Here is a 22159-nt window from a genome sequence, read left to right as displayed (position 1 = left end):
ACGAAAAAGGTGAAACCATGAAGATTGTCCTTCGTAAAGAATCCAACATACCGTATTACCAACAAATATATATGCAAATCGTTGAAAGAGTACAAAGTGGCATGCTTGCGCATGGTGACCTCCTTCCATCTTTACGCTCTATGGCCGAAGATTTGCAGATTAGCCTATTAACTGTTCGTAAAGCATACAAGCAATTAGAAAAGAAAGAATATATACGCATTGAGCAAGGAAAAGGTGCTTATATACATAAACATGTAAAGAAAGATTTCAAACCAATTCCGTACAAATGGCAACAAACGAAAACGATTAATGTTATGCGATCTCAATATGCAATGAATCAGCACCGAAAATATTACGATTTTTCACAAGCGATTTTGTATCCTCGTTTATTGCCAAATCCATTCTTAGCAGACGAAATGCATAAAATACTTCATAAAGACCAGATGATCCTAGCAACTTATGGGCCAGTACAGGGTGATTATGAACTGCGAGTTGAAATAGCAAATTACTTAAGTGAACACCAGAATTTAGTGACCGATCCATCTAAATTATTAATTACAAGCGGAGCACAACAAGGAATTGATTTAATTGCTCAAACATTATTAAAACCTGGTGATATTGTATTAGTGGAAAGTCCTTGTTACAGTGCTGCGCTTGATATTTTCATCAATAAAGGTGCTAAAATTATACCAGTTTCTCTTGATAATCATGGAGTTCGCTCCGACTTAATCGATGATATTTGTCAAAGTAAAAATCCCGTATTATTGTATACGAATCCAACTTTCCAGAACCCGACAGGTACAGTAATGAGTAATGAACGGCGAATGGAACTTATAGAACTAGCAGAGCTATATGAGTTTTTTATAATTGAAGATGATTCTTTCGGAGAAATATATTTTGAGGGTGCTACTATTTCCTCTCCTATCAAAAATTTTGATACGAATGGTCATGTAATATATATAAAAGGATTTAGTAAAACGTTAGCACCAGGATTGCGTATCGCATCTCTTATTGCCGATGGGCCTATTTTTGAATGGTTATATGCTGTAAAAGGTTCAATGGATATCGGTAGTCCTTTATTAACGCAAAAAGCACTCCTTCCTTTTTTACGTGCAGAACGTATGAAAAATCATTTAGAAAAATTACGTACGGCTTTACAAATTAGACGTGATATAACTATTGATATGTTATCACCACTTAAAGAATTACGATTTGAAATACCAAATGGTGGCTTTAATTTATGGATTACACTTCCTGATTCGATAGATCCCTTTACCTTATTACAAAAAGCAAATGAAGTAGATGTCTCTTTTTTACCAGGAACAGCTTGTCTATTAAATACAGATATAAGTAATAACCAATTACGGATTAGCTACTCGATGTTAAATGAAAAAGATATGTTGATTGGTTTAGAGAAATTACATGATACAATACGAAACTGTATATTATAGAAATAACATTACATATCCAATAAGAAATACTATCCAAAATGAAAATGTGACTTTTTGGATAGTATTTTTTTCTGCGTTTTTTGTAGTTCAACTTCACTTTCTCTACAAGCCACTATTTTCATTATCCTCCGACTTTCATTACAATTTTACCTCTAATATGTTGACCTTCACTCAAAATATGAGCTTCTCTAACCCCCTCTTCATTAAACGGCACAACTTTACTTATAATTGGTTTTATTTTTCCGTGTACAATTAATTTTGATAATGCTTCTAATTGCTTTCCGTTTGGTTTTAGCCATAAAAACCCTGATTTTATCCCTTTTACTTTTTGAATTGGCTCATGAACAATCGAAACTAACACACCACCAGATTTTATAATTTGAAAGCTTTTTTCTTGTACTTCGCCACCTATTGTATCTAATACAATATCGAAATCTGATAGTAACTCTTCAAATTTATCTTTTTTATAATCAATAACGAGATCTGCTCCTAAAGACTTTAAAAACTCTTCATTCTTACTACTTGCAGTTGTCGCAACAAAAGCTCCAAATGATTTTGCGATTTGGATTGCCAAACTTCCAACTCCACCAGCTCCAGCATGAATGAGTACTCGGTCATGTTCTTTTATTTTTGCGTAATCTACAAGACTTTGCCACGCTGTAAGTCCTGCAAGAGGAATAGAAGCTGCCTCTTCGAAACTTAGATTAGTAGGCATATAAGATACTAAATCCGATTTTACTGTAATGAATTCAGCATAAGAGCCCTTCCCTATATTTTCAGGTTTCGTAAATACTTTATCTCCTACTTTGAAGCACTCTACCTCTTCCCCAACTTCTTCAATAACCCCAGCTACATCCAACCCTAAAATAATTGGAAATGAAAATCGCAACTGTTCTTGTAAGTCTCCTTTTCTTATTTTCCAATCAACAGGATTAACAGATGTCGCGAGAATACGTATCAATACCTCGTTACCTTTAACAATTGGTTTTATAACTTCTCTTTCTTTTAATTCTTCAACATTACCATATTGATCTATAACAATTGCTTTCATTTCCATTCCTCCTTGCTATTTATTTTAATAACATACAAATATTTCTCAAAATTTTTTGCCTTGAATTATCATAAACTTATTTTTGGGGGTAATTACGTAAGAAGCGTTATGAATTCCGTAAGAAAACGTACACTCACCTTAGAATCACTCAAAACTGTATTTTCAATTACATTCAAAAGAAATGGGGAGAACTCTATGACTGAAAAGATATTTAAAATAAACGGGATTGATATATGTACAGAAAGCTTTGGGAACCCTAAAAACCCAGCTATTTTATTAATTATGGGTGCTACGTGTTCAATGGTTTATTGGGATGAAGAGTTTTGTGAACAGTTAGCTAACACGGGGAAATTTGTTATTCGTTTTGATAACCGTGATGTGGGATGCTCTGTTACATATGAGCCTGGAACTTCCAATTATACAGTTACAGATATGGCTGAAGATGCAATTGGGGTCCTCGATGCTTATCATATTGATAAAGCACATCTATTCGGTATGTCATTAGGTGGAATGATCGCTCAAATTGCTGCTGTAAAACATCCCGAAAGAATTTTAACGTTAACATTACTGGCTACAAGTGTGATAGGCTCTGACGATAACACGCGCGATTTACCTCCGATGGACGAAAGAATTTTAACACATCACGCAAATGGCACGCATTTAGATTGGACAAATAAAAATGTTGTAGCAAAATATTTAGTTTCCGGATCTCGCCTATTATGTGGGTCCAAACGAACATTTGATGAAAAAAGAGTCTATAATCAAGTAAAACAAGAAATAGTACGCGCAAACAATCTATTAAGTATGTTTAATCACGCTTTACTTCAAGGTGATGATGCTTATGAAGGTGTGCTTCACTCCATACAAGCACCTACATTAGTTATTCACGGAACAGACGATACTGCACTCCCTTTTGAACATGGTCTCGCACTTATTGATGAAATTCCTAACTCAGTCCTACTAACCCTTGAAGGCGCAGGACATGAAAATCATCCTGATGACTGGGAAGACATCATTCATGCAGTTATTGAACATACATCTAAAATATAGATAAATAACGAATAGAAGGGGCACACCATAATTTGTGCCCCTTCTATTCGTTACATGTAAAAAAGCCCATCACTGTATCCGTATGTATAGTGATGGGCAATACTTATTTTTTCTATGTTTAAAAAAACGGACAATCTAATTGATCAACAGATTCCCATGATTTTTTTTTTATATTATCGGTGGATTTATTAGCTTCTAGTGGCACGTTTTTAAAGGGATTTACTTCGACCTTTAATAAAGATGATGGCTCCACGTATAATGAGAAAACATGGCTACTTGGTATAGCTTTTGACACATCAATATCTCCTACTTGTTTAAAGAGTTGCTGCGCTGCAAAGAAAAAGAAATTGGTTGGGTTTGATTGTTTATTCAGCCATGCAATCATTTCAGGTGATACTGATTTATGAATATTGATTTTTACTCGATCACCACGTTTATATCGCCTAGATCGCATACTTCCACCAACTAACTTATCGTTAAGTTTGTAAATCCTAACTCTTTTTGCTTATGCTCTCTATATTTTGGCGAACAAGTGTAGACTAATAATCCACGTGCATTTGTAAATAATGGATTATCTACAAAGATTACATTTGTTAGTCGTCCTTTTTGTTTTAAAATCATTTTTAAACTGTTTTTAATAATTACTGCGCCCCCGCCATAAATAAATACGTATGGATCGTCTTTCATGTCATCAATTTTGTTTATGATATCTGTTGCGACACGCGCTGCTAAACCTAATAATGCTGGTTGTGATTCTTCAACTAGTAACGCATTTCTTGGGTGCTTTTCATTTAAATAAATTTGGTTAAACTCTGTAATACTATCAATCGTCTTTGTTGGATACTTCCGATTCCATCTTGTAATAATTTGTAGTAACGTTTCTTTCACACCGTATGATAAGCCCTTACTTAGTTGTGGTCTAAAGTTCACACCTAGTGAAACTACTTCTTCTGTCGTCCCTGCACCAATATCAAAAGACAATAAAGTTTTATCAACAAAATCAATTTCTGAAACTTGATTTTGTTCACATTCTATTTTATGTTTCACTACATTTCCTTCTTCATCATATACAATGCCCCACGTACCAGAAGCGCCCTCAGGTAGGCATTTACAATATTCGATTGAAATATTAATTGTCACATCACGTCCGTTTGGATAATGGAACACAACCTTATGATTGCCCATATAACGTTTCGCATTTTCCGCAGCTATTTCTTGTGTAATAAGCTGCATAGGAAGAGCAACAGATAAATCATAACGAATATTAATATGACTAGAAGTTGGACTTTGACGCATAGCACTTACTGCTAAACCAGATAGAATTGTAATAACCATTAACTCATCAGTTGACTTATTTGATTTCTTCTCAACCTCAGTGCCTTTTAATTGATCTTGAATGACTTTTTCCCCAACGATATACCGCACGTTATTTAACATTAGCGATGGAGAACTAATGGTCACGTCAATGTGATTTTCTAATTCAGATAATGAAACATCACTCTCATCTAACAATCCTGTAGGCTCTCCTATATATAAAGAATATATACTCGGAATAAAAATAGGGTCTTGCCCTTTCACCATTAACTTCAAACCGTTATTTCCTGCATCAGCACCAGCTTTTAATAGAATAGACATAACTACCCCCTAAATTAATCTGACATCCCTTCCAAATATATGCGAGCCCATTCTTTTACATTCAAATGTAATGTAATTTTTTATTAATCATAAAAACAAAATATCATGTTCTTACACCATTTGTGTAAAAAGTATTTGACATAAAATTTTTCCAATTTTATACTATAGATGTAAAGAGTTTTTTACAACTATGGAGGTGTCATTTCTAATATGAATCGCAAAAATTACATTTTACTAACAATCGTTTTATCGTTACTTGGAGTACTTATACATGGAGTCTATAAATACATCTCTGAAGGTGCGATTTTAGGTGGAACAATCTTCGCAAGTGCAATAATAATTAGCTACCTCATCAATCATATTACGTGGGGAGATCCAAACGGAGTATCGGAAGAAAGCCAAGATGAAATGGGACAGCAAATACAATATAAAAGTTTTAAAATTGCTTATTTTGTACTTATATGTCTTATGTTTTTTGTTTTACTATTATCAGAAGGATTTGCATTCCTATTACTCGATGAAATAAAGAATCTTCCTCTTTTTATCGCCCTTTGTTCTTCATACTTTATTTATCCTATCGTCGAACTTATAGTCGCAAAACAATATAAATAAAAAGGTGAGATTTTCTATATACAGAAAATCTCACCTTTTTATATTTATATACCCTCAACTATCGCTTTTAATTTATTCACAGTCCGCCAATTTCTTACTGTAGCTGGTGTATGTAACTTCTGAAACTGGTTCATTAATTTAGAATTTCGAATGCTATTTTTGAAAAATAAATACACAACTTTTTCATGAATATAGCAATCTTCAGTCTCATTTTTTTGCATAAGCAGCTGATCTTTTTCTTTTTCAGAAAGTTCGTTTGCTAAGAAAGCAACATGTATACTTTCACCTTCTAGCAATGAATCGGCTTCATAGGGGCATCTTTTTATCATATTTATAAATTCCTCATGTGTTCTTAACATGACTGGAACATCAAAACCAAAAACGTTTTTAATTTCCGATTGTATTCGTTTATTTAAAAAATCAACATCATTTTCAGATTCGAACACGATATTACCGCTTTGAATATATGTTTTTACTTGTTTTAACTCTATTGATTCAAACATTTGTTTTAAATCCGCCATTTTGATTACCTTATGCCCGCCTACATTGATTCCTCTTAGTAATGTAATATAAATTGTCATATCAATCCTCCCCATTTAAATGAGCCGAACAATTGAGTTGATTTTCACTCTCATATTTCTCGGATATTTGTTTTAATTCCTCTAACATATCATGTATAGATAATACCTCAAACAAAATGATAGATTCGCTTGAAAAGTGATGATGATATTGATTTGGTTTACAATGTCCTAAATCATTTTTATAATCCCAAAATTTTTTGTCTAATTCATCAATCAGTTTAAAATGTTCTTCATCTATTTCATTACAATTATTTCTTAATATAGAAATAATTGTAATGAACCGTTCGCTGTAATATCTCTTTTTTATTTTGTGACCAGTCCCATGTTTCAATTGGTGCTCGAGCTAAATTATCTATATGGTAAATAATTTGCTACAATATATGGAGTTGCTTCTGCATGGCTAAAAAGCTTCTCATTTCCTTCTTTGTATGTCGATGATATTTCCAATCTTTTTGCTCATATTGAACAAATTGTACCGCTTTATGTAATGATAAATTTAAACTAGATAGATTATGAGTTGTCTCTTTCTTTATAACTTTCCCTTCAATTAATGCATTAAGCCATTCCTCCATAATATTTGCTGTTTTAACAAATAGCTCCTCTGTACATCCCGAAATGGTTTTAAGGTAGTGTGGTGGCAAAATGAAAAAATTCACTAAAGTAGATACTATAATACCAGTAGATGTAGTAGCTAATCGAATTAAAAATGCAGTGAAATAATGATCTGCCGTAATAGGGATCATTGCAACAGCAGTTAATGTTGCGACTAACGTTCCCGCATGTAACTTTAGTTTTTGACATGTAACGATTGTAAACATCGCTGCTAACGCATAAGAAAGAGCCTGATGACCTAGGGAAAATGTGAAAGTCATTGCATACGCCGATCCAATTGTTGAAGCTGGAAAACGAATTAGCCCTTTTTTTATAGAATCCGTTGCAGTTGGCTCAATCGTTACAATAGCCGTGATGACAGCAAAAATAGTGGGTATATTGAAAAATTCACAAACTAGAACTGTAAGAAAAACTGCTATTCCGGTTTTTATCACCCTTCCTCCAACAATATTCCATTTTCTAACTTGATTCATTTTGTATTTCCTTCATTTCTATTTCATTTATATATATATTCTACATTATATATCGTACTAAATAAAAAACTTACTACTTTGTTATGCAAGAGTAAGTTTTTCTTCTCGTTATTTCATGATAGGTAAATGCATTATAATTTGTTGACCAATTGGTCCCATTCTTCTAAAGCCTTTATCTTGGAAGCCGACTTTTTCATATAAATTTTGTGCAGGAATATTTTTTTCATTCACAGCAAGTACAACCTCATTTTTTATCGGGAAATAACGTTTTACAAACTCTTGTAATAATGCCAATGATTTTTTAGCATATCCTTTTCTTTGTCTATTGTGATTTATAGAAAACGAAGTTAAAAGTAAAGCATCTTGATTGTCTGTGAACTCCTGTACTCTATCCCCTGTTTGCAGTGCGAAAAGACCAACAGGTACCCCATTGTAATCTAAAATAACAATCACATTTTTTGTTCGATCACTTTTTACTTTCTCCAATAATTCACCTGGATCTGATGTGAATTGAACTTGTTCACTTGGTAAAGTAAATGTTTGTATAACTTCTTTATACTTCTCCTTATACGGAACTAATCGAATTTCCCCTGTATGTATGTTCATGCTAAACTCTCCCATTTTTCAACTTATTAACTTAAACCTTGCTGCGCTTTTGAATGCACTTTTCCATCTAAAAAGGTAATTTCAATTAATGAAGTTGGATCGCTTCCCTTCCATGAAAAAATTTGTTTAATTTGTGTAGAATCTTCTACACCTTCTTCTATAAGTAAATTACCATCAAAACCAATTACATCTTTCACTTCAATATAAGTCATTCCTTCATTTATATTCGAGAAATGATTTATATTGATAGACTCTTTCTTCTCACTTTCCAACACAGTAGAAGAAGTCGCTGTTTGTTTTTTTACTTCTTTCTTCTGTTCACACGCTGTCATACTGAAACCTAAGCATAAACTACATACTATTAATGCGCTTTTTTTCATCATAACAGTTGTCCCTCCCACCATAATTAAACCATATGTTCCCTTAAAAATAAACTGAATATTAAATATTATATTGAAAAATCCCCGTACAATTAAGTACGGGGTTAACTTTATTTATTCAAATGATTATTTGATTGGTCATTCTGTTCTTTTCTTAGTTCTTGTTCTTCATCTTTTGGTAATTGTTTATCATTATCTTTAATTGGATTCGTTTCTCGATTTTCAATCATGTCATTTGGAACTTGTGGCATTACTCGGCCAACAATTGCTGCTAACTCATCAAGTATACCTTCACCTGTTTTTCCTTTTTTAATTTGCTTTCCAATTTGTTTGAGTCGTTCATACGTATCAACATCCGCTACAACGACTGCATTAGCACCATCCGGATCGTTTTTTAAACTTTCTGCTACAGAGTATTTAATGGACTCCACGCGAGTTCGATCGAGTTTCGCTTTTACATCAATACCTACAATAGCATATTTCCCCACAACTACCGCTGTTGCATCATTCACACCTGGCACACTTGCGGCTAAAGATGCTAAATGGTCCGCCGCTTTTTCATTTGGCTTATTTGGTTTGTTTGTATAATTAACATTTTTCGTCGAAACATTTTTTTGCTCTGGTTTTTCGTTTGGATTGTCCTTTTTTCCAATACTGCATCCTGTTATAAAAAAGCAAAGCATCAACATATATATTAAGATCTTCATTATTCTCACCACTTTACTATTAAAGTTTAATCATAAATTTTTTCAACAGCTTGCATTTTCTTCACTTTTTCCTCTGCTCCGCTATTTGCATTAATGAAAATTTGGTACGTATCTTTCCCTAAAGTACCTACAAATTCATAGCAAAGTACTTCATTATGCAAATCATTTACAACTACGGCTTTACGTTCTTCCATAACTTTAACATCTGGATTGATTTTCTTTCTTGCTTCTGCTGCAGTTAGCTTTGCTGAGGGAACTGTTCGTTTTTGGTGTGATGCTAAATATTCTTTTGCAGAAAAACCAACGATAGAACCATCATCTAAAGCAATTTTCATTTGAATTGCTTCTGGATAAATTCGTACGCCATTCTCATTTACTACATACGTAAATACACCAACGTTATCATATTGTGAGCTATCAAAAAGCTCCATATTATTAAACTTGTGGTCCTTTAAAAATTTCAAACCTTTACTTCCTGCATCGTTTAAACTAATTTTCTGTTCTTTAATTTCTCGGTTATTCATAACCCAAATTGGATATCCGCCTTTTCCGGTAATATCCATATAAAACTCATTATTCGTTGCTGGATCTTTAATTTTCACACTATAGAAAGATTCTTTCGCACCTTTTCCGCTTTTCTCAACATCTACTTTTTCATTTCCTTTTAAATTCAAAAATGATTTTGCGATTTTCGCCGCTTCATCTTTAGAAATTGCTTTTCCTTCTGCTTCAAATCCGCCTTTTTTATTTTTTTGCGCACTAGTAAAGGTCGGTCCGAAGTTTGTAGACGAATACGATGTTACGTTTTTCTCTACTGTTTTTAATCCATCAATAATTGTATTGTCTGCAGGATCATGATTTGATGCGAGTGCCATCTCAACATCCATCCAGCGTAAATTATTTTTCAAAACAAGATGTTGTACTTTTCTTAGTTCATCTTGTATATTGCCTGCATTTGAATATAAAGTTTCCAACGTTTTGTATTCTTGATCATTTAACGGCTCTTTTTCTAAATCACGAATGGCTGCACGGTAACTAAAATCACCGATATTTGCTAAAAATTCTTCCGTTTTATTAAAAGGCATTAATGTTAAAGGCAGTTGTCCTACATCCGAACGAGCTACAGATGTTATTCTCCATACGTCTGCTAATGCAGGTGATAAAGATGCACGTGAATTCATCGCGAGCGTTGTTCCAATTTTGTCGTGCAATAAATCAACCTCATATGCTAAATCATGAAACGCACGTTGATAGCTATTTTCTGCTCGAATTAATACTGCATTCTTCTCTTGATGTTCTTTGTAGCCCCAATATCCTGTTCCAACTACACCGACTGTTAATAATACGATTATAATACCTCGTAACATAGTTCCACCTCCGCTCTATTTACAGAAAATATGTTTCCCGATCTTTTTAATTTGTGGACGAGTCCAAATCCATTTACTTGTTGCGGTATCTGGATTGAAATAGTACAATGCATTTCCTGTTGGATCCCATCCATTAACTGCATCTAATACAGCTTTTTTCGCTGTTTCATTTGGCGTTAAATATATTTGTCCGTCTGCTACCGCTGTAAATGCTCTTGGCTCAAAGATTACACCCGAAACGGTATTTGGGAATGATGCACTTGTAACTCGATTCAAAATAACCGCAGCTACTGCAACTTGCCCTAAGTACGGTTCACCACGAGATTCTCCATATACTGCGTTTGCCATAAGCTGAATGTCATTTTGAGAATAACCATTTGGAACATTTGTCCCTTTATTTTGAGATGGTTTATTTTCTTGTGCAGTACCACCACTATTTCCTTTATTCGTTGTCGTTCCTTTATTAGCTGTTGACTTGTCATACTTCGTTGCTTTTACTAGCATTTGCTTCGTTTTAGCTCCAGCTAAACCATCAACAGGTAATCCGAATTTCTCTTGAAAATTTCGAAGTGACCAGTATGTACCCCATCCGAAAACACCATCCACTTTTCCCGTATAAAATCCGTTATATTTCAAACGAGATTGCAGTTCAATGACATCTTCGCCAGATGCTCCTCTTTGAATAACTTGATTAGAAAAAGCTTCAACATTTTTTAGTTGTATACTACTTACCATCAAAGATAGTCCTATGAATGCAAGTAAAATTGCTATTTTAAAAATAGCTTTTTGACGCATGATTTTCCCTCCTTAATTACGGAAATGATTTCTTGGTTATGTTTTGTAAAAGCCTCGCTTTTATGTAAAGAAGACAAAAAAATCCAAACTCATATCGTTGAAAAAATATGTAAACAATATAAAAAAATATAAAAGGAGTTCATCATGAAAAAATTGTTAAAGCGTATCGCACTCGTCATTTTGTTCATAACTACATGTTCAAATATATATACTGTCCCATCAATTGTTCATGCGCAGCCTCCGTATGCCAAATGGGGGAAACTTGCTGTAGAAAAGACGAAAGAACAATACCCAAAAGCGGAGATTATTGATTACCTTCATATAGGTAGAAAACCGAAAACCGTTCAAATAACGGTTGAAAAATTTAAATTGTGGCTACGTGAAGATGGAAAAGAATATGGTGTTTTTGTTGATGTAGAATTTGAAACGAAGACAGATAAATTTATAAAGATGACATTTCAGAAGACGAGTAGATAAAATGAAAGAACCCGTACTGTTTATATTTTAAACAGTGCGGGTTCTTTCATTTCTATAATCCATTCCTAAATTTACACCTTTCAAACATTCTCTCTTCTTATATAAACTTATAATGCTCCTGTACATGCTCAATAAACAATTTCAATGGAACAAGTCCACGTTTTGGCATATGACTACTTATTACAGCAACAAGTTCTAACTGTGGAATGATAACGATGTATTGTCCGCCATATCCCATAGCAAAATACATACAATACGGTATGTGAAATCTTTCGTTATTCAAAACCCACCAGTGATATCCATAAGCCCCCACATGTTCATACGTTTCAAATAGAGCTTTACTAGATTCTTCTAACCATTTCGATGATACAATTTCATTCCCTTGCCAATATCCATTCTGCAAACATAATATTCCGAGCTTTAATAAATCTTTAGATTTCATTTTCATACCGAAACCGCCGACATGTATGCCTTGCGGATCTTGTTGCCATTCATATTCGGTAATTTCTAATGGATCAAATAAATATCCTTTCGCAAACTGCTCTGTCGACATTCCGGTAACTTCTTGAACAATATAGCTAAGCAAGTGAGAAGACCCTGAGTTATAATTCATTTTTGTAGCTGGTTCTTCCATTATTGGTTTTTCTAATATATACTGCACCCAGTTTTCCGATTCTACAAAATCATTTGGGAACACTACTCCATTTCCGAACTCTTTCCAATCCTCACCTGTAGTCATCGTTAATAAATGATAAAGAGTCAAATCCCGCTTTTCATTAGATACATTTTCAATCCACTCTATAATCGGTGTATGTATATCATTTATATATCCTTTATCAATTGCAATACCAATTAATATAGATACAATGCTTTTTGTAATCGAGTTTATTTTATATAAATTACTTGCACATTCTATCGTTTTATAATATTCATTGGTTAGCTCACCTTTTTGATAAACGAGAAATGTATTTACTTTTTTCTTTTCAAATTTATTTTCTAGTTGCTTGAAATCCAAAACTTTACCTCCAATTAAATCATTACCTTATTTATTATATCTTGTAGCTTTAATTAAAACATAAATGTGTTCAAATAAAAAACAAACCTGCCAGTAATAAACTGACAGGTTTGTTTTTTATAATTTCGTACGAACATTCCAAAGCTCTGGGAAGAAACATTGATCAAGTACTCGTTTTAAATACGATACACCAGAAGATCCGCCTGTTCCCATTTTATGACCAATAATACGTTCTACCGTTTTCATATGACGGAAACGCCATTGTTGTAGCCAATCTTCGATATCAATTAATTTTTCAGCAAGCTGATATAAGTTCCAATATTTTTTCACATCGGCATACACTTCTATCCATGCTGCTTCTACTGTTGCGTCTTCTTCATAAGGCTGCGTAATATCACGATTTAACACATCTTTATGAATAGGGAATCCTTCTTTTACAAGTGCTTGAATTGCCACATCATACAAACTTGGTGCGTGTAGCGCTGTATGAAGTCGAGCGTGTAATTCTGGATCTTTTTCATAAATTTTTAATGCGTGCGGCGTTTTATAGCCAAGCGCATACTCAATCATACGATATTGATACGATTGAAAACCTGAAGCTTGACCGAGTGAGTCACGAAACTCAATGTACTCTGATGGTGTTAATGTCGCAAGAATATCCCAAGATTGAATAATTTGCGACTGAATTTTTGATACACGTGCTAACATTTTAAAAGCTGGTTGTAATTTATCTTGTTTAATAGATTCAATCGCTGCGTTTAACTCATGTAAAATAAGCTTCATCCAAAGTTCACTTGCTTGGTGAATCACGATGAATAACATTTCATCATGATGATCTGATAATCTCTTTTGAGAAGATAGTAAACTATCTAATTGTAAATACTCCCCGTACGTCATATTCTCTTTAAAATCCGTATGAATTCCTTTTTCCATAATTACCTTTTCGTTTTCTTTCATATTAGCCAAACGCCCCTTTTATGTAATTCTACTTATATTGGTCTAATAACTGCTCGAACTGGACTTCCATCTGCATCTGTTAAGGCAAGTGGTAATGCGATTAATTCATAATCGCCGTCTGCTACATGATCTAGTACGACATTTTCTAAAATGTGTATACCATGTTTAAACAATTGGTGATGCGCTGCCAATTCTTTATCGTCTAATGGATCTACTGATGGTACATCTACCCCAATTAAACGAATTCCCTTTTCAGAAAGAAATGGTGCGATATCAGCACGTAAATGCGGAATTACATTCGGGAATTCATTCGCTTTACCATGTGAAGATGTGCGTAACAACAAGCGTTCTATACCTTCTAAATGAAAGGTTTCTAATTCCTTTTTCCCAATGCTTTCAAGATTAGAAACATCAATGATCCGCGCTGGACCGACATAAACTTGAACATCTAAATCTATTACTTTCTTTCCAGCATTATCAAAATGAAACGGTGCGTCAATATGAGTACCTGTATGAATACTCATCGTTAACTTTCCGACATTTACTGAGCCACTCTCTTCTTTTGACCATGAAACTTCATACGAGAACGGTGTATCACCTGGCCAAGTAGCAATATCATTATTTAGCGGTTGTGAAATATCAATCCACTCTGAAGCTTTCATACTTATGCCACAACCTCTCGCTTATTTTCAAACTGCTTATACTCTTCATCTTTCATAATTTTCTTTAATATTTGTACAGATTTCCACACTTCTTCGTATGTGTTATATAAAGCGACCGGCGCAAGTCTTACTCCATTAGGTGCACGGAAATCAGGGATAACTCCATTTGCTTTTAACGCTTTACATATGCGTGCTGCTTCTGCATGTTCTAAATAAATGTGCCCGCCTCGTTTTTCATCCTCTAATGGATTTCCAATTGTAAATCCGTAATCTTTTAATTCATAATCAATTAAATCCAGCATGTATCTTGTAATATGTAGCGATTTTTCACGTAAACGTTCTATACCAGCATCTTTAAATATTTCAAGAGAACCAATTAAAGGTGCAGTACTTAATACGTGCGGTGTACCAATTTGATAGGCACCTGCATGATCAGCAGCTGTTAATGTATGTTCCATATCAAACTGCTTATCTTTTCTAGAACTAAACCAACCTGATAATCCTGGAAGTCTATTAAAATGCTTTTTATTTACATAAAGGCCCGCAACTCCACCAGGTCCTGCATTTAAATATTTATAATTACACCAAATGGCGAAATCAACATCCCATTCTTTGAAATGATGCGGAATAGAACCGATTGAATGACATAAATCAAATCCAATATGAATACCACGCTCATGAGCTTCCGCTGTTAAACGTTTCATATCAAGAATTTGTCCACTTCTATATAGTACAGAAGGCAATAAAATTAACGCGATATCATCTGTCATTGCTTGAATAATATCATCTTCAGAAAGTGTTCTACCGTCTCGGCTCTTCACTCTTACTAAATGCTCATCTGGATCTAGACCCTTTAAACGAATTTGACTTTGAAGTGCATATATATCTGACGGAAATGTTAATTCATCAGCAAGAATTTTTGTACGTATTCCTTTCGGCTCATAAAACGTCGCAATTACTTGGTGAATATTCGTCGTTGTGGAACCGGTTACAATTGTTTCTTCCGGTAAAGCTCCAATAAGAGGCGCAGTCAATTCACCTAATTTCTCCGAAAGGAAAAACCACGGATACTCTCCTTCAGTCCAGCCGTCAATTCCATACTCCTTCCATGAATCGAGCAACGTAAGTAATGATTTCTCTGCTCTTTTTGAAAGTAGCCCTAATGAGTTTCCATCTAAATATATCGTTCCTTCTTTTTTATAGAATTCAGTTTGAAAATCTTTCAGTTCATCATGTTTATCACATTCAAGCGCATATTCATAATTCGGTTGAAATGGTTCTTTATACATGGTGTCACCTTCTTTTAATTTTCTTTTTATTCTAACTAATTGAAATATATCACCTTAGTTGATATAACGTCAATGATATTATGTCAGTTGACTTTATATATGAATTCCTTTTACAATACAGTTATATTTTCAGATATTTCAGTATAAAGAGGTGGTTCTTTGAAAAACAGTACTCTTTCATCAAGAAAACACCGCTCCTTAGAAACAAAGAAGAAACTATTACACGCTGGTTACACTATTTTTATACGTAACGGATTTCAAAAAACGACTATTACACAAATTATTAAACATGCAGAAACTGGTTATGGAACGGCATATGTATACTTTAAAAACAAAGATGATCTCCTTATCGTTTTAATGGAAGATGTCATGAATCAATTTTATGATATTGCTGAGCGCTCCTTTTCCCCTCAAACGAAAGAAGAAGCACATAAAATGATTCAAAATCAAGTTAGAGCATTCCTACAACTAGCAGAAAAAGAACGAGCTATATTACAAGTTGTGCAGGAAGCAATTGGATTATCAAAAGAGATACGTCAAAAATGGGACGAGATACGGGAACGCTTTATAAACAGTATTACGCAGGATATTACATACTCTCAAGAAGGTGGATTAGCACAGCCTGAATTAAATAAAGAAATTGTAGCACGTGCTTGGTTCGCAATGAATGAGATGTTTCTTTGGGCAATTGTGAAAAATGATAAAGAATTAGAGTTAGGAGAAATTGTGCATACATTGACGGAAATGTATACGACTGGGCTATATAAATAGCACACTCATTTATATAGGTGTGCTATTGTATGGTCTATAAAAATATTTTATCTGGTTATGGTGATGCTAAAAGTGTTTTTTTAAATAACGGGAATGTCTTAGCAATATTTCCAAGGTAAGAAAAGCGAACATAGCCTTGCCTATTGGATAACAGAAAGATTTTGTATTGATAAAGAGATGTACCAAACAGCTATTAAAATTTTTAATGAGCAAACTTCAAAAAAATAACCTGTTACTCAACAAATTAAGTACCAGGTTATTTTAAATATTTTATTACCGATACAATAATACAAATTAGCGATGTAAGTAAAAACAAAAGTCCCATATTCTTATTCTCTTTTTCATCCTTCTTAACATTTTGTATCCCCATTCCAGCAAGCATAAAACTTAACAATAATTGCAAAATAAGCATACTTTGCTTCGAATCATCATTCCACCTGTAAATAGAATAGCCCATTACAATAATAGCGAGTATAAATGTGGTAATTCTAATTATAAAAACACCCCCTATTTGATTCTATTGTGTTAACCTACTTACAATCCCAACAATAAACTTATACTCAGCTCTACTTTTTCTTACTTTCTTAAACCCTTCTTTCGTATCAAAAATAAAACACGTTTTCCGAAACCAAATCCGTACATATAAAGACTCAAAGTAAATAGGTTTTATAATTCCTCTTTCCTCAAATTCAGTTCCATCTTTATTTTCAGTTTCTGTTCGAACGAACCACCTATTTCCGATGCCAATTTCAATATACTTCACATAAGTTCCCCTTTCGGAAATTAATTTTCAACTATTCAATTATTTCCCCGGTAAGCGCACATTCCGACAGAACATGAGCCCATAAAGAAAAAGTAGATTACAAAAATCTACTTTATAACTTATATTTTTGCATTCGTTTATAAAATGTACTTCGAGGTACATCTAACAGTTTTGCAGCTAAAGAAACATTTCCATTCGTCTTTTCTAGCGCTTCAATCATACTATCACGCTGTATTTTTTCACGAAAATTTAATGTATGCTCCGTTTTATTTTCTGCTTGCAATTCAAGTTGATGTTGATTTCCCATCATTGTTTGTAATAAAAAAGAGATTTGTTTTTCGCATATTTCCCGTCCTTGCGACAAAATGTAAATCCGTTCTAATACATTTAATAATTCCCGAATATTTCCGGGCCATGTATGTTGTGAAAATTGATTACAAATACTCTTTGGAAATACAACATTCCAATTCTTTCGTTCACAAAAATCTTGTATGAAGTACGGAATATCCTCTTTTCTTTCTATTAACGATGGAACATAAAGCGGATAAACATGTAACCGATAATATAAATCTTGACGGAATTTCCCTTCTTCTACTAATCGCAGTAAATCTTTATGTGTCGCAGTAATAATACGAATATTTACTGGTACTTCTTTTGAACTGCCAATCGGGGTTACTGTTCGTTCTTGTAAAACACGCAATAATGCTACTTGCATCTCCGGCGGCACTTCACCAATTTCATCTAAAAATATTGTTCCACCGTCTGCTTGTTCGAATTTCCCTTTATATCCTTGGCGCCGCGCACCTGTAAACGCACCTTCAGCATAACCGAATAATTCACTTTCCATTAATTCTTTCGGCAACGAACCACAATTAACAGCTATAAAAGGGCCATTTTTTCTTGGACTATTTTCATGAATCGCTCTCGCTACATATTCTTTCCCTACACCTGTTTCACCACAAACATATACACTAGCGTCAGTTGGAGATACAAGCTTAATTTCTTCTAACGTATGTTGAAATGCATTGCTTGTCCCAATAACTCCATGGAAAGTAATTCCGTTAATAAATTTGGAAGTAGAAAATAAATTCTCTCGTTTATTTTCTTTTACATAAATACATTTCCCGATCATTCTATCATTACTATATACTGGTACTTCTAATTTAGGTTTCAATCCATTTTGTATTAAATCTTCAAGTTTCATTCGTGACCAATTAGAAACTTGTTCTCGAACCTTCTTGCTTGCAGAAACGATAACATCACGATGATTACAAATGACAACTTGTTCATCACTGTCAATTACATCTAAAAAACGATGGATTAAATGTAGTTCATTTTGATGCACTCGAATACTACATTCACGTTCAATCGCATGTGCAATTGAAGTTACCATCCCTAGCATATACGGATGTGAAAATTCAATTGGACAGGAGAAATCTAGAACACCAATTAATTTCCCATCATCGTTATGAATCGGAGCGGCCGCACAACTCCAGCTATGAGATGCGACAGAATAATGCTCTGTACCACTTATCATAATAGCCTCTTCAATCTGTAACGCGGTTCCTATCGCATTTGTACCAACAGCTGCTTCCGTCCATTTCACACCCTCAATGAAGTTAATATGTTTTGCTCGTTTTAACGTTTTTTGATTTCCGCTTAACGATAGAACGTAACCGTCTGGATCAATTAATAATGCCATCATTTGCAGTTCATCAATGGTTTTCCTCATATTTTGTAATTGAGGTATTGCTATATCAAGGAAGATTTCACTCTTTTTCTTTTGATCTTGAAAAATATTAGAAGACAAAATTTTCTGACCTTTATTCATATGAGGATTCACATTTGCTTGTTTACATCGATGCCATGACTCTGAAATTCTTTCGTTCATACGGTTCGAATCAAGGACTCCTTCATCAATAAACTTTTTCCATGTATGTAAGTAAAACGGTGAAGCTAACATTGTATCATCTCCCTATTCATTATTTTGGAGATCTGTAAAAACATACTTTTATTATAAAACCAAATAAAAGCGTTTTCAATAAAACTAGAAAGACGATACAAATATGTTAATAATTTGAATATCTTAATGCACTTCTTTATTCTTTTTTAGTAAAACTATATTTTGTATAATAGACGCAAAGAAAATACATAACCAAAACCACTTTTGTGGATTGCCGTTTATAAAGAAAACTATCAACGCTATTGCAAATAAAGTAGTGGATGCTAAACTAAAATATAATTTTGTTTTAATTCCCACTATCCCTCACTCCTCTATCACTTTACAGTACATATTAACTCTTCATGTTTTAACTCTAATATGTACTTTTGTAAAACATATTCTCTTCCACCATGTTTTTCATACCAATCCTGTATTCTTTTAACATGCATCTCGTCACTTCTAATTTTTGATTCAATGTCTTTATACTGTTCATAACTGTCATATTCCCATATGGCGAATATTTCTGTTGTACCATCATTATTATCTTTCATCCAGCGTCCTATTAGCCTGGAACCATGCTTTAACTGGTTAGGTAAGTTTGTGTTAGTAAAATGCTCATTAAATATTTCTACAAATTCATTTTTTACTATATAGTACTTTCTTCTGTAAAACATCCCACTACACCTCTTTTATGAATCTTCCCATTACAACCGTATTATAATACTTCCCATCCGACAGCTTTTTGTCATTTTTCAAAATACCTTCTACTTCAAAACCTAATTTTTTATAAAGTTGAATAGCTTTTTCATTTGTCTCTAGCACTTGTAATGATATCTTTTTCACTTCATTTTCATCAGCCCACTGAATAGATTGTTGCAAGAGACTCTTACCGATTCTATATCCCCAAAACTCTCTTAAAATACAAACACCAAATTCTACCTTATGGGATAATCTCTTCAAATTTGATCCTTCACATCTTGAAAATCCTACGATTTGGTTGTGCACTTCTGCAACTAAAAACAGATTCTTTATCTCTTCACTATCTGTTTTTATTATTTTTTGAAACCCTATCTTATTTATAAATCCCTCTCCAGCTTCTCTATCCATATTTTCAGTTTCGCCATCGATCTGAACTCTAATTTCTGATAACTGCTCAGCATCCGTTTCAGATGCAGAACGAATTGTATAAGTTAATCCATTTATATGAAACTCTTGTCCTTTTATAATCATTACAAACTCCTTTTAAATGCAGTCTATTGATGCGATTATAATTTCTTTACCCTGTTTCTCAAATTGTTGAATCGTTTCTTTACTAGCTTCTTCATCTGTTATTATAAGGTCAATTTCTATCAGTGACTCTCCTTTTATAAAGCAGTCTCTTCCAAGTTTCTTATGAGGAGCTAAACAAATATTTCTTCTAGCAATTTTACTTACTCTTTTTCCAAAATAAGCAACTTCCGGAGTTGCAGTACTTATACCGTTCAATGAAATGCCACCACCTGTAGAGAAATAAAGATCAATAGATAATCTACTTATCATTTCAGAGGCAAGTGTATCTGTCATATTCCCTGATGGTTTCACCTTTCCACCAATTAAGTATGTATCAATGTTCTTATATTCCCGTAAGGTACTAGCAATTTCTAAAGCATTCGTAATCACTGTAAATGACATTTCAGGTAAGTATTTTAACATGGCATAATGAATAGAAGCCCCGCCAATAAAAACGGAATCTCCTTCTTGTATGTAGGATGCAGCAACTTTCGCAATCGCTTCTTCACCTAGTGAACTATCACGATAACGTTTCAATGGTTCAGCAGTTAAATTCCTTACTCTAGTAAGTTCGATTGCACCTCCATGTGTTCTTTTTAACAAGCCATCCTTCTCCATAATAGATAAATCTCTTCTTATAGAATCAATAGACATATCGAAACTTTCCGCAAGATCTTTAGCAATTACCCTTCCATCTTTCTTCAGTAACTCTAAAATTTTTTCTCTACGCTCTTCAGTAAACATGTTCCCACCACCATTATTGAAGATTCAGAAATTTAATCTTTATTTTAATTATATGCACGCCTCTTCCGTTTTACAATATTTTCAATTCTTATTTATTCCGTTTTATACAGTATTCTCCCTCTTTCTATCCTTTTTAACTTGAAAACTTCACCAAAATAATTAAATAATATATATATAGCAAAGCTGCCCTTTAACAGATATATATTGGAAACTTGATAATTTAGCATCTAAATAAAAAACAGTCTTATAAGACTGTTTTTTTGTTTGTAAAGTTATAAAGTTTACTAGTTACCTATCTCAAGCAATACGTCTTTTGCACAAATTGTCACTTCTTCAAATGGGCCATCAAATAATACACCTAATTCGAACCCTTCATTAGTAAGATCTATTTCATGACATAACCACCAAGCACCTTCAAAATCTTCCGGAATAGAACATTTCGTTACGCCTGTAAAAGTTACTTCCAGTTTATCAAATTCACTGCAAGTACCACTGCAATCTAATATAATAATTAGCGTATCTTTTGATATTCTCTCTACTGATTTGACTACACTGTCATGTAGTGAGTAATCATGTAACTGAATAACATTTGTTGGGAGTTTTTTCTTAATCGAATGGAATTGCTCTAAGTAGAATCGATCTAAATGAGCCCTTCTTTTCTCACAATCCTCTATCCATTCTTTCATAAGTTTTTTCAATTCACTAGAAGGATATTCTGAATTAATTATGGTGTTATGAATAAATGGGTGTATGGATTCAGGAAGGGATTTTAATAAATCTGTTTTCCTTTCCTTTATTTCCTCTATTAAACTTTGTATATCCATTTCTGACCATTCTTTTATAGACTCTATAAAACTTACAAATTCTATAATTTGCATTTCTTTATACCAATCTCCAGTGAAATTCTTCAATCGCACCACCCCTAAAACATTTTAACATCCCACAAAAGC

Annotated in this window: 25 protein-coding genes and 1 pseudogene; 5 read left to right on the top strand and 21 right to left on the bottom strand. The window is 33.5% G+C overall.

All coding sequences use genetic code 11. From position 1 onward, the window contains the following. Positions 1 to 17: 17 nt before the first annotated feature. The gene (gene pdxR, locus DT250_RS06695) at positions 18 to 1451 is read left to right on the top strand and encodes a MocR-like pyridoxine biosynthesis transcription factor PdxR (protein WP_087983905.1); all 1434 of its coding nucleotides are present in this window, start codon (positions 18 to 20) and stop codon (positions 1449 to 1451) included. Between the two features lie 121 nt (positions 1452 to 1572). On the opposite strand, the gene DT250_RS06685 is transcribed toward pdxR, so the two are convergent. Beyond that, a complete protein-coding gene (locus tag DT250_RS06685) occupies positions 1573 to 2502 on the bottom strand; it encodes an NADP-dependent oxidoreductase (RefSeq protein WP_048547280.1) in 930 nt (309 codons plus the stop codon). Between the two features lie 195 nt (positions 2503 to 2697). On the opposite strand from DT250_RS06685, the gene mle reads away from it, so the two are divergent. Then, entirely contained in the window at positions 2698 to 3552 is an 855-nt protein-coding gene (gene mle, locus DT250_RS06680; protein ID WP_149212830.1) for a BCA family alpha/beta fold macrolide esterase, read from the top strand. 118 nt (positions 3553 to 3670) lie between these two features. On the opposite strand, the gene DT250_RS06675 is transcribed toward mle, so the two are convergent. Both DT250_RS06675 and DT250_RS06670 read right to left on the bottom strand, forming a co-directional pair. After that, positions 3671 to 4006: a hypothetical protein gene (locus DT250_RS06675; RefSeq protein ID WP_001257747.1), complete on the bottom strand. Its 336-nt coding sequence runs from the start codon at positions 4004 to 4006 to the stop codon at positions 3671 to 3673. Positions 4007 to 4017: 11 nt separating this feature from the next. Then, on the bottom strand, positions 4018 to 5187 hold the full coding sequence (locus tag DT250_RS06670) for a ParM/StbA family protein (protein WP_000025617.1): 1170 nt from the start codon (positions 5185 to 5187) through the stop codon (positions 4018 to 4020). A gap of 210 nt (positions 5188 to 5397) precedes the next feature. On the opposite strand from DT250_RS06670, the gene DT250_RS06665 reads away from it, so the two are divergent. After that, on the top strand, positions 5398 to 5799 hold the full coding sequence (locus DT250_RS06665; RefSeq protein WP_088063657.1) for a DUF2178 domain-containing protein: 402 nt from the start codon (positions 5398 to 5400) through the stop codon (positions 5797 to 5799). Between the two features lie 44 nt (positions 5800 to 5843). Here DT250_RS06665 and DT250_RS06660 read toward each other — a convergent pair whose 3' ends face one another. From DT250_RS06660 to sleB, 7 genes and pseudogenes are all read right to left on the bottom strand, one after another. Beyond that, the gene (locus DT250_RS06660; protein ID WP_087983901.1) at positions 5844 to 6380 is read right to left on the bottom strand and encodes a DUF1697 domain-containing protein; all 537 of its coding nucleotides are present in this window, start codon (positions 6378 to 6380) and stop codon (positions 5844 to 5846) included. A gap of 1 nt (position 6381) precedes the next feature. Further along, positions 6382 to 7465 (bottom strand): annotated as a pseudogene (locus DT250_RS06655) (aromatic acid exporter family protein). Positions 7466 to 7573: 108 nt separating this feature from the next. After that, positions 7574 to 8071: a GNAT family N-acetyltransferase gene (locus DT250_RS06650; RefSeq protein ID WP_149212829.1), complete on the bottom strand. Its 498-nt coding sequence runs from the start codon at positions 8069 to 8071 to the stop codon at positions 7574 to 7576. Positions 8072 to 8097: 26 nt separating this feature from the next. Beyond that, a complete protein-coding gene (locus DT250_RS06645; RefSeq protein ID WP_149212828.1) occupies positions 8098 to 8454 on the bottom strand; it encodes a hypothetical protein in 357 nt (118 codons plus the stop codon). A 107-nt stretch (positions 8455 to 8561) separates the two neighbouring features. Next, the gene (locus DT250_RS06640) at positions 8562 to 9158 is read right to left on the bottom strand and encodes a YhcN/YlaJ family sporulation lipoprotein (RefSeq protein ID WP_048547299.1); all 597 of its coding nucleotides are present in this window, start codon (positions 9156 to 9158) and stop codon (positions 8562 to 8564) included. Between the two features lie 26 nt (positions 9159 to 9184). Beyond that, a complete protein-coding gene (gene ypeB / locus DT250_RS06635; RefSeq protein WP_088063660.1) occupies positions 9185 to 10525 on the bottom strand; it encodes a germination protein YpeB in 1341 nt (446 codons plus the stop codon). Positions 10526 to 10540: 15 nt separating this feature from the next. Then, positions 10541 to 11320, bottom strand: a complete 780-nt coding sequence (gene sleB / locus DT250_RS06630) for a spore cortex-lytic enzyme (RefSeq protein WP_149212827.1) — start codon at positions 11318 to 11320, stop codon at positions 10541 to 10543. A 144-nt stretch (positions 11321 to 11464) separates the two neighbouring features. On the opposite strand from sleB, the gene DT250_RS06625 reads away from it, so the two are divergent. Next, positions 11465 to 11797: a DUF3889 domain-containing protein gene (locus DT250_RS06625; RefSeq protein ID WP_048547304.1), complete on the top strand. Its 333-nt coding sequence runs from the start codon at positions 11465 to 11467 to the stop codon at positions 11795 to 11797. Between the two features lie 97 nt (positions 11798 to 11894). Here DT250_RS06625 and DT250_RS06620 read toward each other — a convergent pair whose 3' ends face one another. The 4 genes from DT250_RS06620 to kynU form a co-directional block, all read right to left on the bottom strand. Continuing rightward, positions 11895 to 12812, bottom strand: coding sequence for a serine hydrolase domain-containing protein (locus DT250_RS06620; RefSeq protein WP_149212826.1), 918 nt, complete (start codon positions 12810 to 12812; stop codon positions 11895 to 11897). Positions 12813 to 12929: 117 nt separating this feature from the next. Beyond that, positions 12930 to 13769: a tryptophan 2,3-dioxygenase gene (kynA, locus tag DT250_RS06615; RefSeq protein WP_087983895.1), complete on the bottom strand. Its 840-nt coding sequence runs from the start codon at positions 13767 to 13769 to the stop codon at positions 12930 to 12932. A gap of 32 nt (positions 13770 to 13801) precedes the next feature. Continuing rightward, positions 13802 to 14431 carry an arylformamidase gene (gene kynB, locus DT250_RS06610; protein WP_149212825.1) on the bottom strand — a complete coding sequence of 210 codons (630 nt, stop codon included), beginning with the start codon at positions 14429 to 14431 and terminating at the stop codon, positions 13802 to 13804. Positions 14432 to 14433: 2 nt separating this feature from the next. Further along, positions 14434 to 15720, bottom strand: a complete 1287-nt coding sequence (gene kynU / locus DT250_RS06605; protein ID WP_149212824.1) for a kynureninase — start codon at positions 15718 to 15720, stop codon at positions 14434 to 14436. A gap of 159 nt (positions 15721 to 15879) precedes the next feature. Here kynU and DT250_RS06600 point away from each other — a divergent pair, with 159 nt between their 5' ends. Then, positions 15880 to 16491: a TetR/AcrR family transcriptional regulator gene (locus tag DT250_RS06600; protein WP_149212823.1), complete on the top strand. Its 612-nt coding sequence runs from the start codon at positions 15880 to 15882 to the stop codon at positions 16489 to 16491. A gap of 256 nt (positions 16492 to 16747) precedes the next feature. On the opposite strand, the gene DT250_RS06595 is transcribed toward DT250_RS06600, so the two are convergent. The 7 genes from DT250_RS06595 to DT250_RS06565 form a co-directional block, all read right to left on the bottom strand. After that, positions 16748 to 16987: a DUF3953 domain-containing protein gene (locus DT250_RS06595; protein WP_088063666.1), complete on the bottom strand. Its 240-nt coding sequence runs from the start codon at positions 16985 to 16987 to the stop codon at positions 16748 to 16750. A 21-nt stretch (positions 16988 to 17008) separates the two neighbouring features. Continuing rightward, a complete protein-coding gene (locus tag DT250_RS06590; RefSeq protein ID WP_088063667.1) occupies positions 17009 to 17254 on the bottom strand; it encodes a DUF3977 family protein in 246 nt (81 codons plus the stop codon). 112 nt (positions 17255 to 17366) lie between these two features. Continuing rightward, positions 17367 to 19217 (bottom strand): sigma-54-dependent Fis family transcriptional regulator, encoded by a 1851-nt coding sequence (locus DT250_RS06585; RefSeq protein WP_149212822.1) that lies wholly within the window; start codon positions 19215 to 19217, stop codon positions 17367 to 17369. 314 nt (positions 19218 to 19531) lie between these two features. Beyond that, on the bottom strand, positions 19532 to 19870 hold the full coding sequence (locus DT250_RS06580) for an NIPSNAP family protein (RefSeq protein ID WP_088063669.1): 339 nt from the start codon (positions 19868 to 19870) through the stop codon (positions 19532 to 19534). Between the two features lie 4 nt (positions 19871 to 19874). Continuing rightward, positions 19875 to 20426 carry a GNAT family N-acetyltransferase gene (locus DT250_RS06575; RefSeq protein ID WP_088063670.1) on the bottom strand — a complete coding sequence of 184 codons (552 nt, stop codon included), beginning with the start codon at positions 20424 to 20426 and terminating at the stop codon, positions 19875 to 19877. 12 nt (positions 20427 to 20438) lie between these two features. Next, positions 20439 to 21209 (bottom strand): DeoR/GlpR family DNA-binding transcription regulator, encoded by a 771-nt coding sequence (locus DT250_RS06570; RefSeq protein WP_149212821.1) that lies wholly within the window; start codon positions 21207 to 21209, stop codon positions 20439 to 20441. A 284-nt stretch (positions 21210 to 21493) separates the two neighbouring features. Then, a complete protein-coding gene (locus DT250_RS06565; RefSeq protein ID WP_149212820.1) occupies positions 21494 to 22120 on the bottom strand; it encodes a DUF4085 family protein in 627 nt (208 codons plus the stop codon). Positions 22121 to 22159 lie beyond the last annotated feature (39 nt).

The organism is Bacillus sp. AR2-1 (genome assembly GCF_008368755.1).
GTDB lineage: Bacteria > Bacillota > Bacilli > Bacillales > Bacillaceae_G > Bacillus_A > Bacillus_A wiedmannii.
The sequence above is the reverse complement of the archived record's forward strand: the minus strand, read 5'-3'. Positions and strand labels throughout refer to the sequence as shown.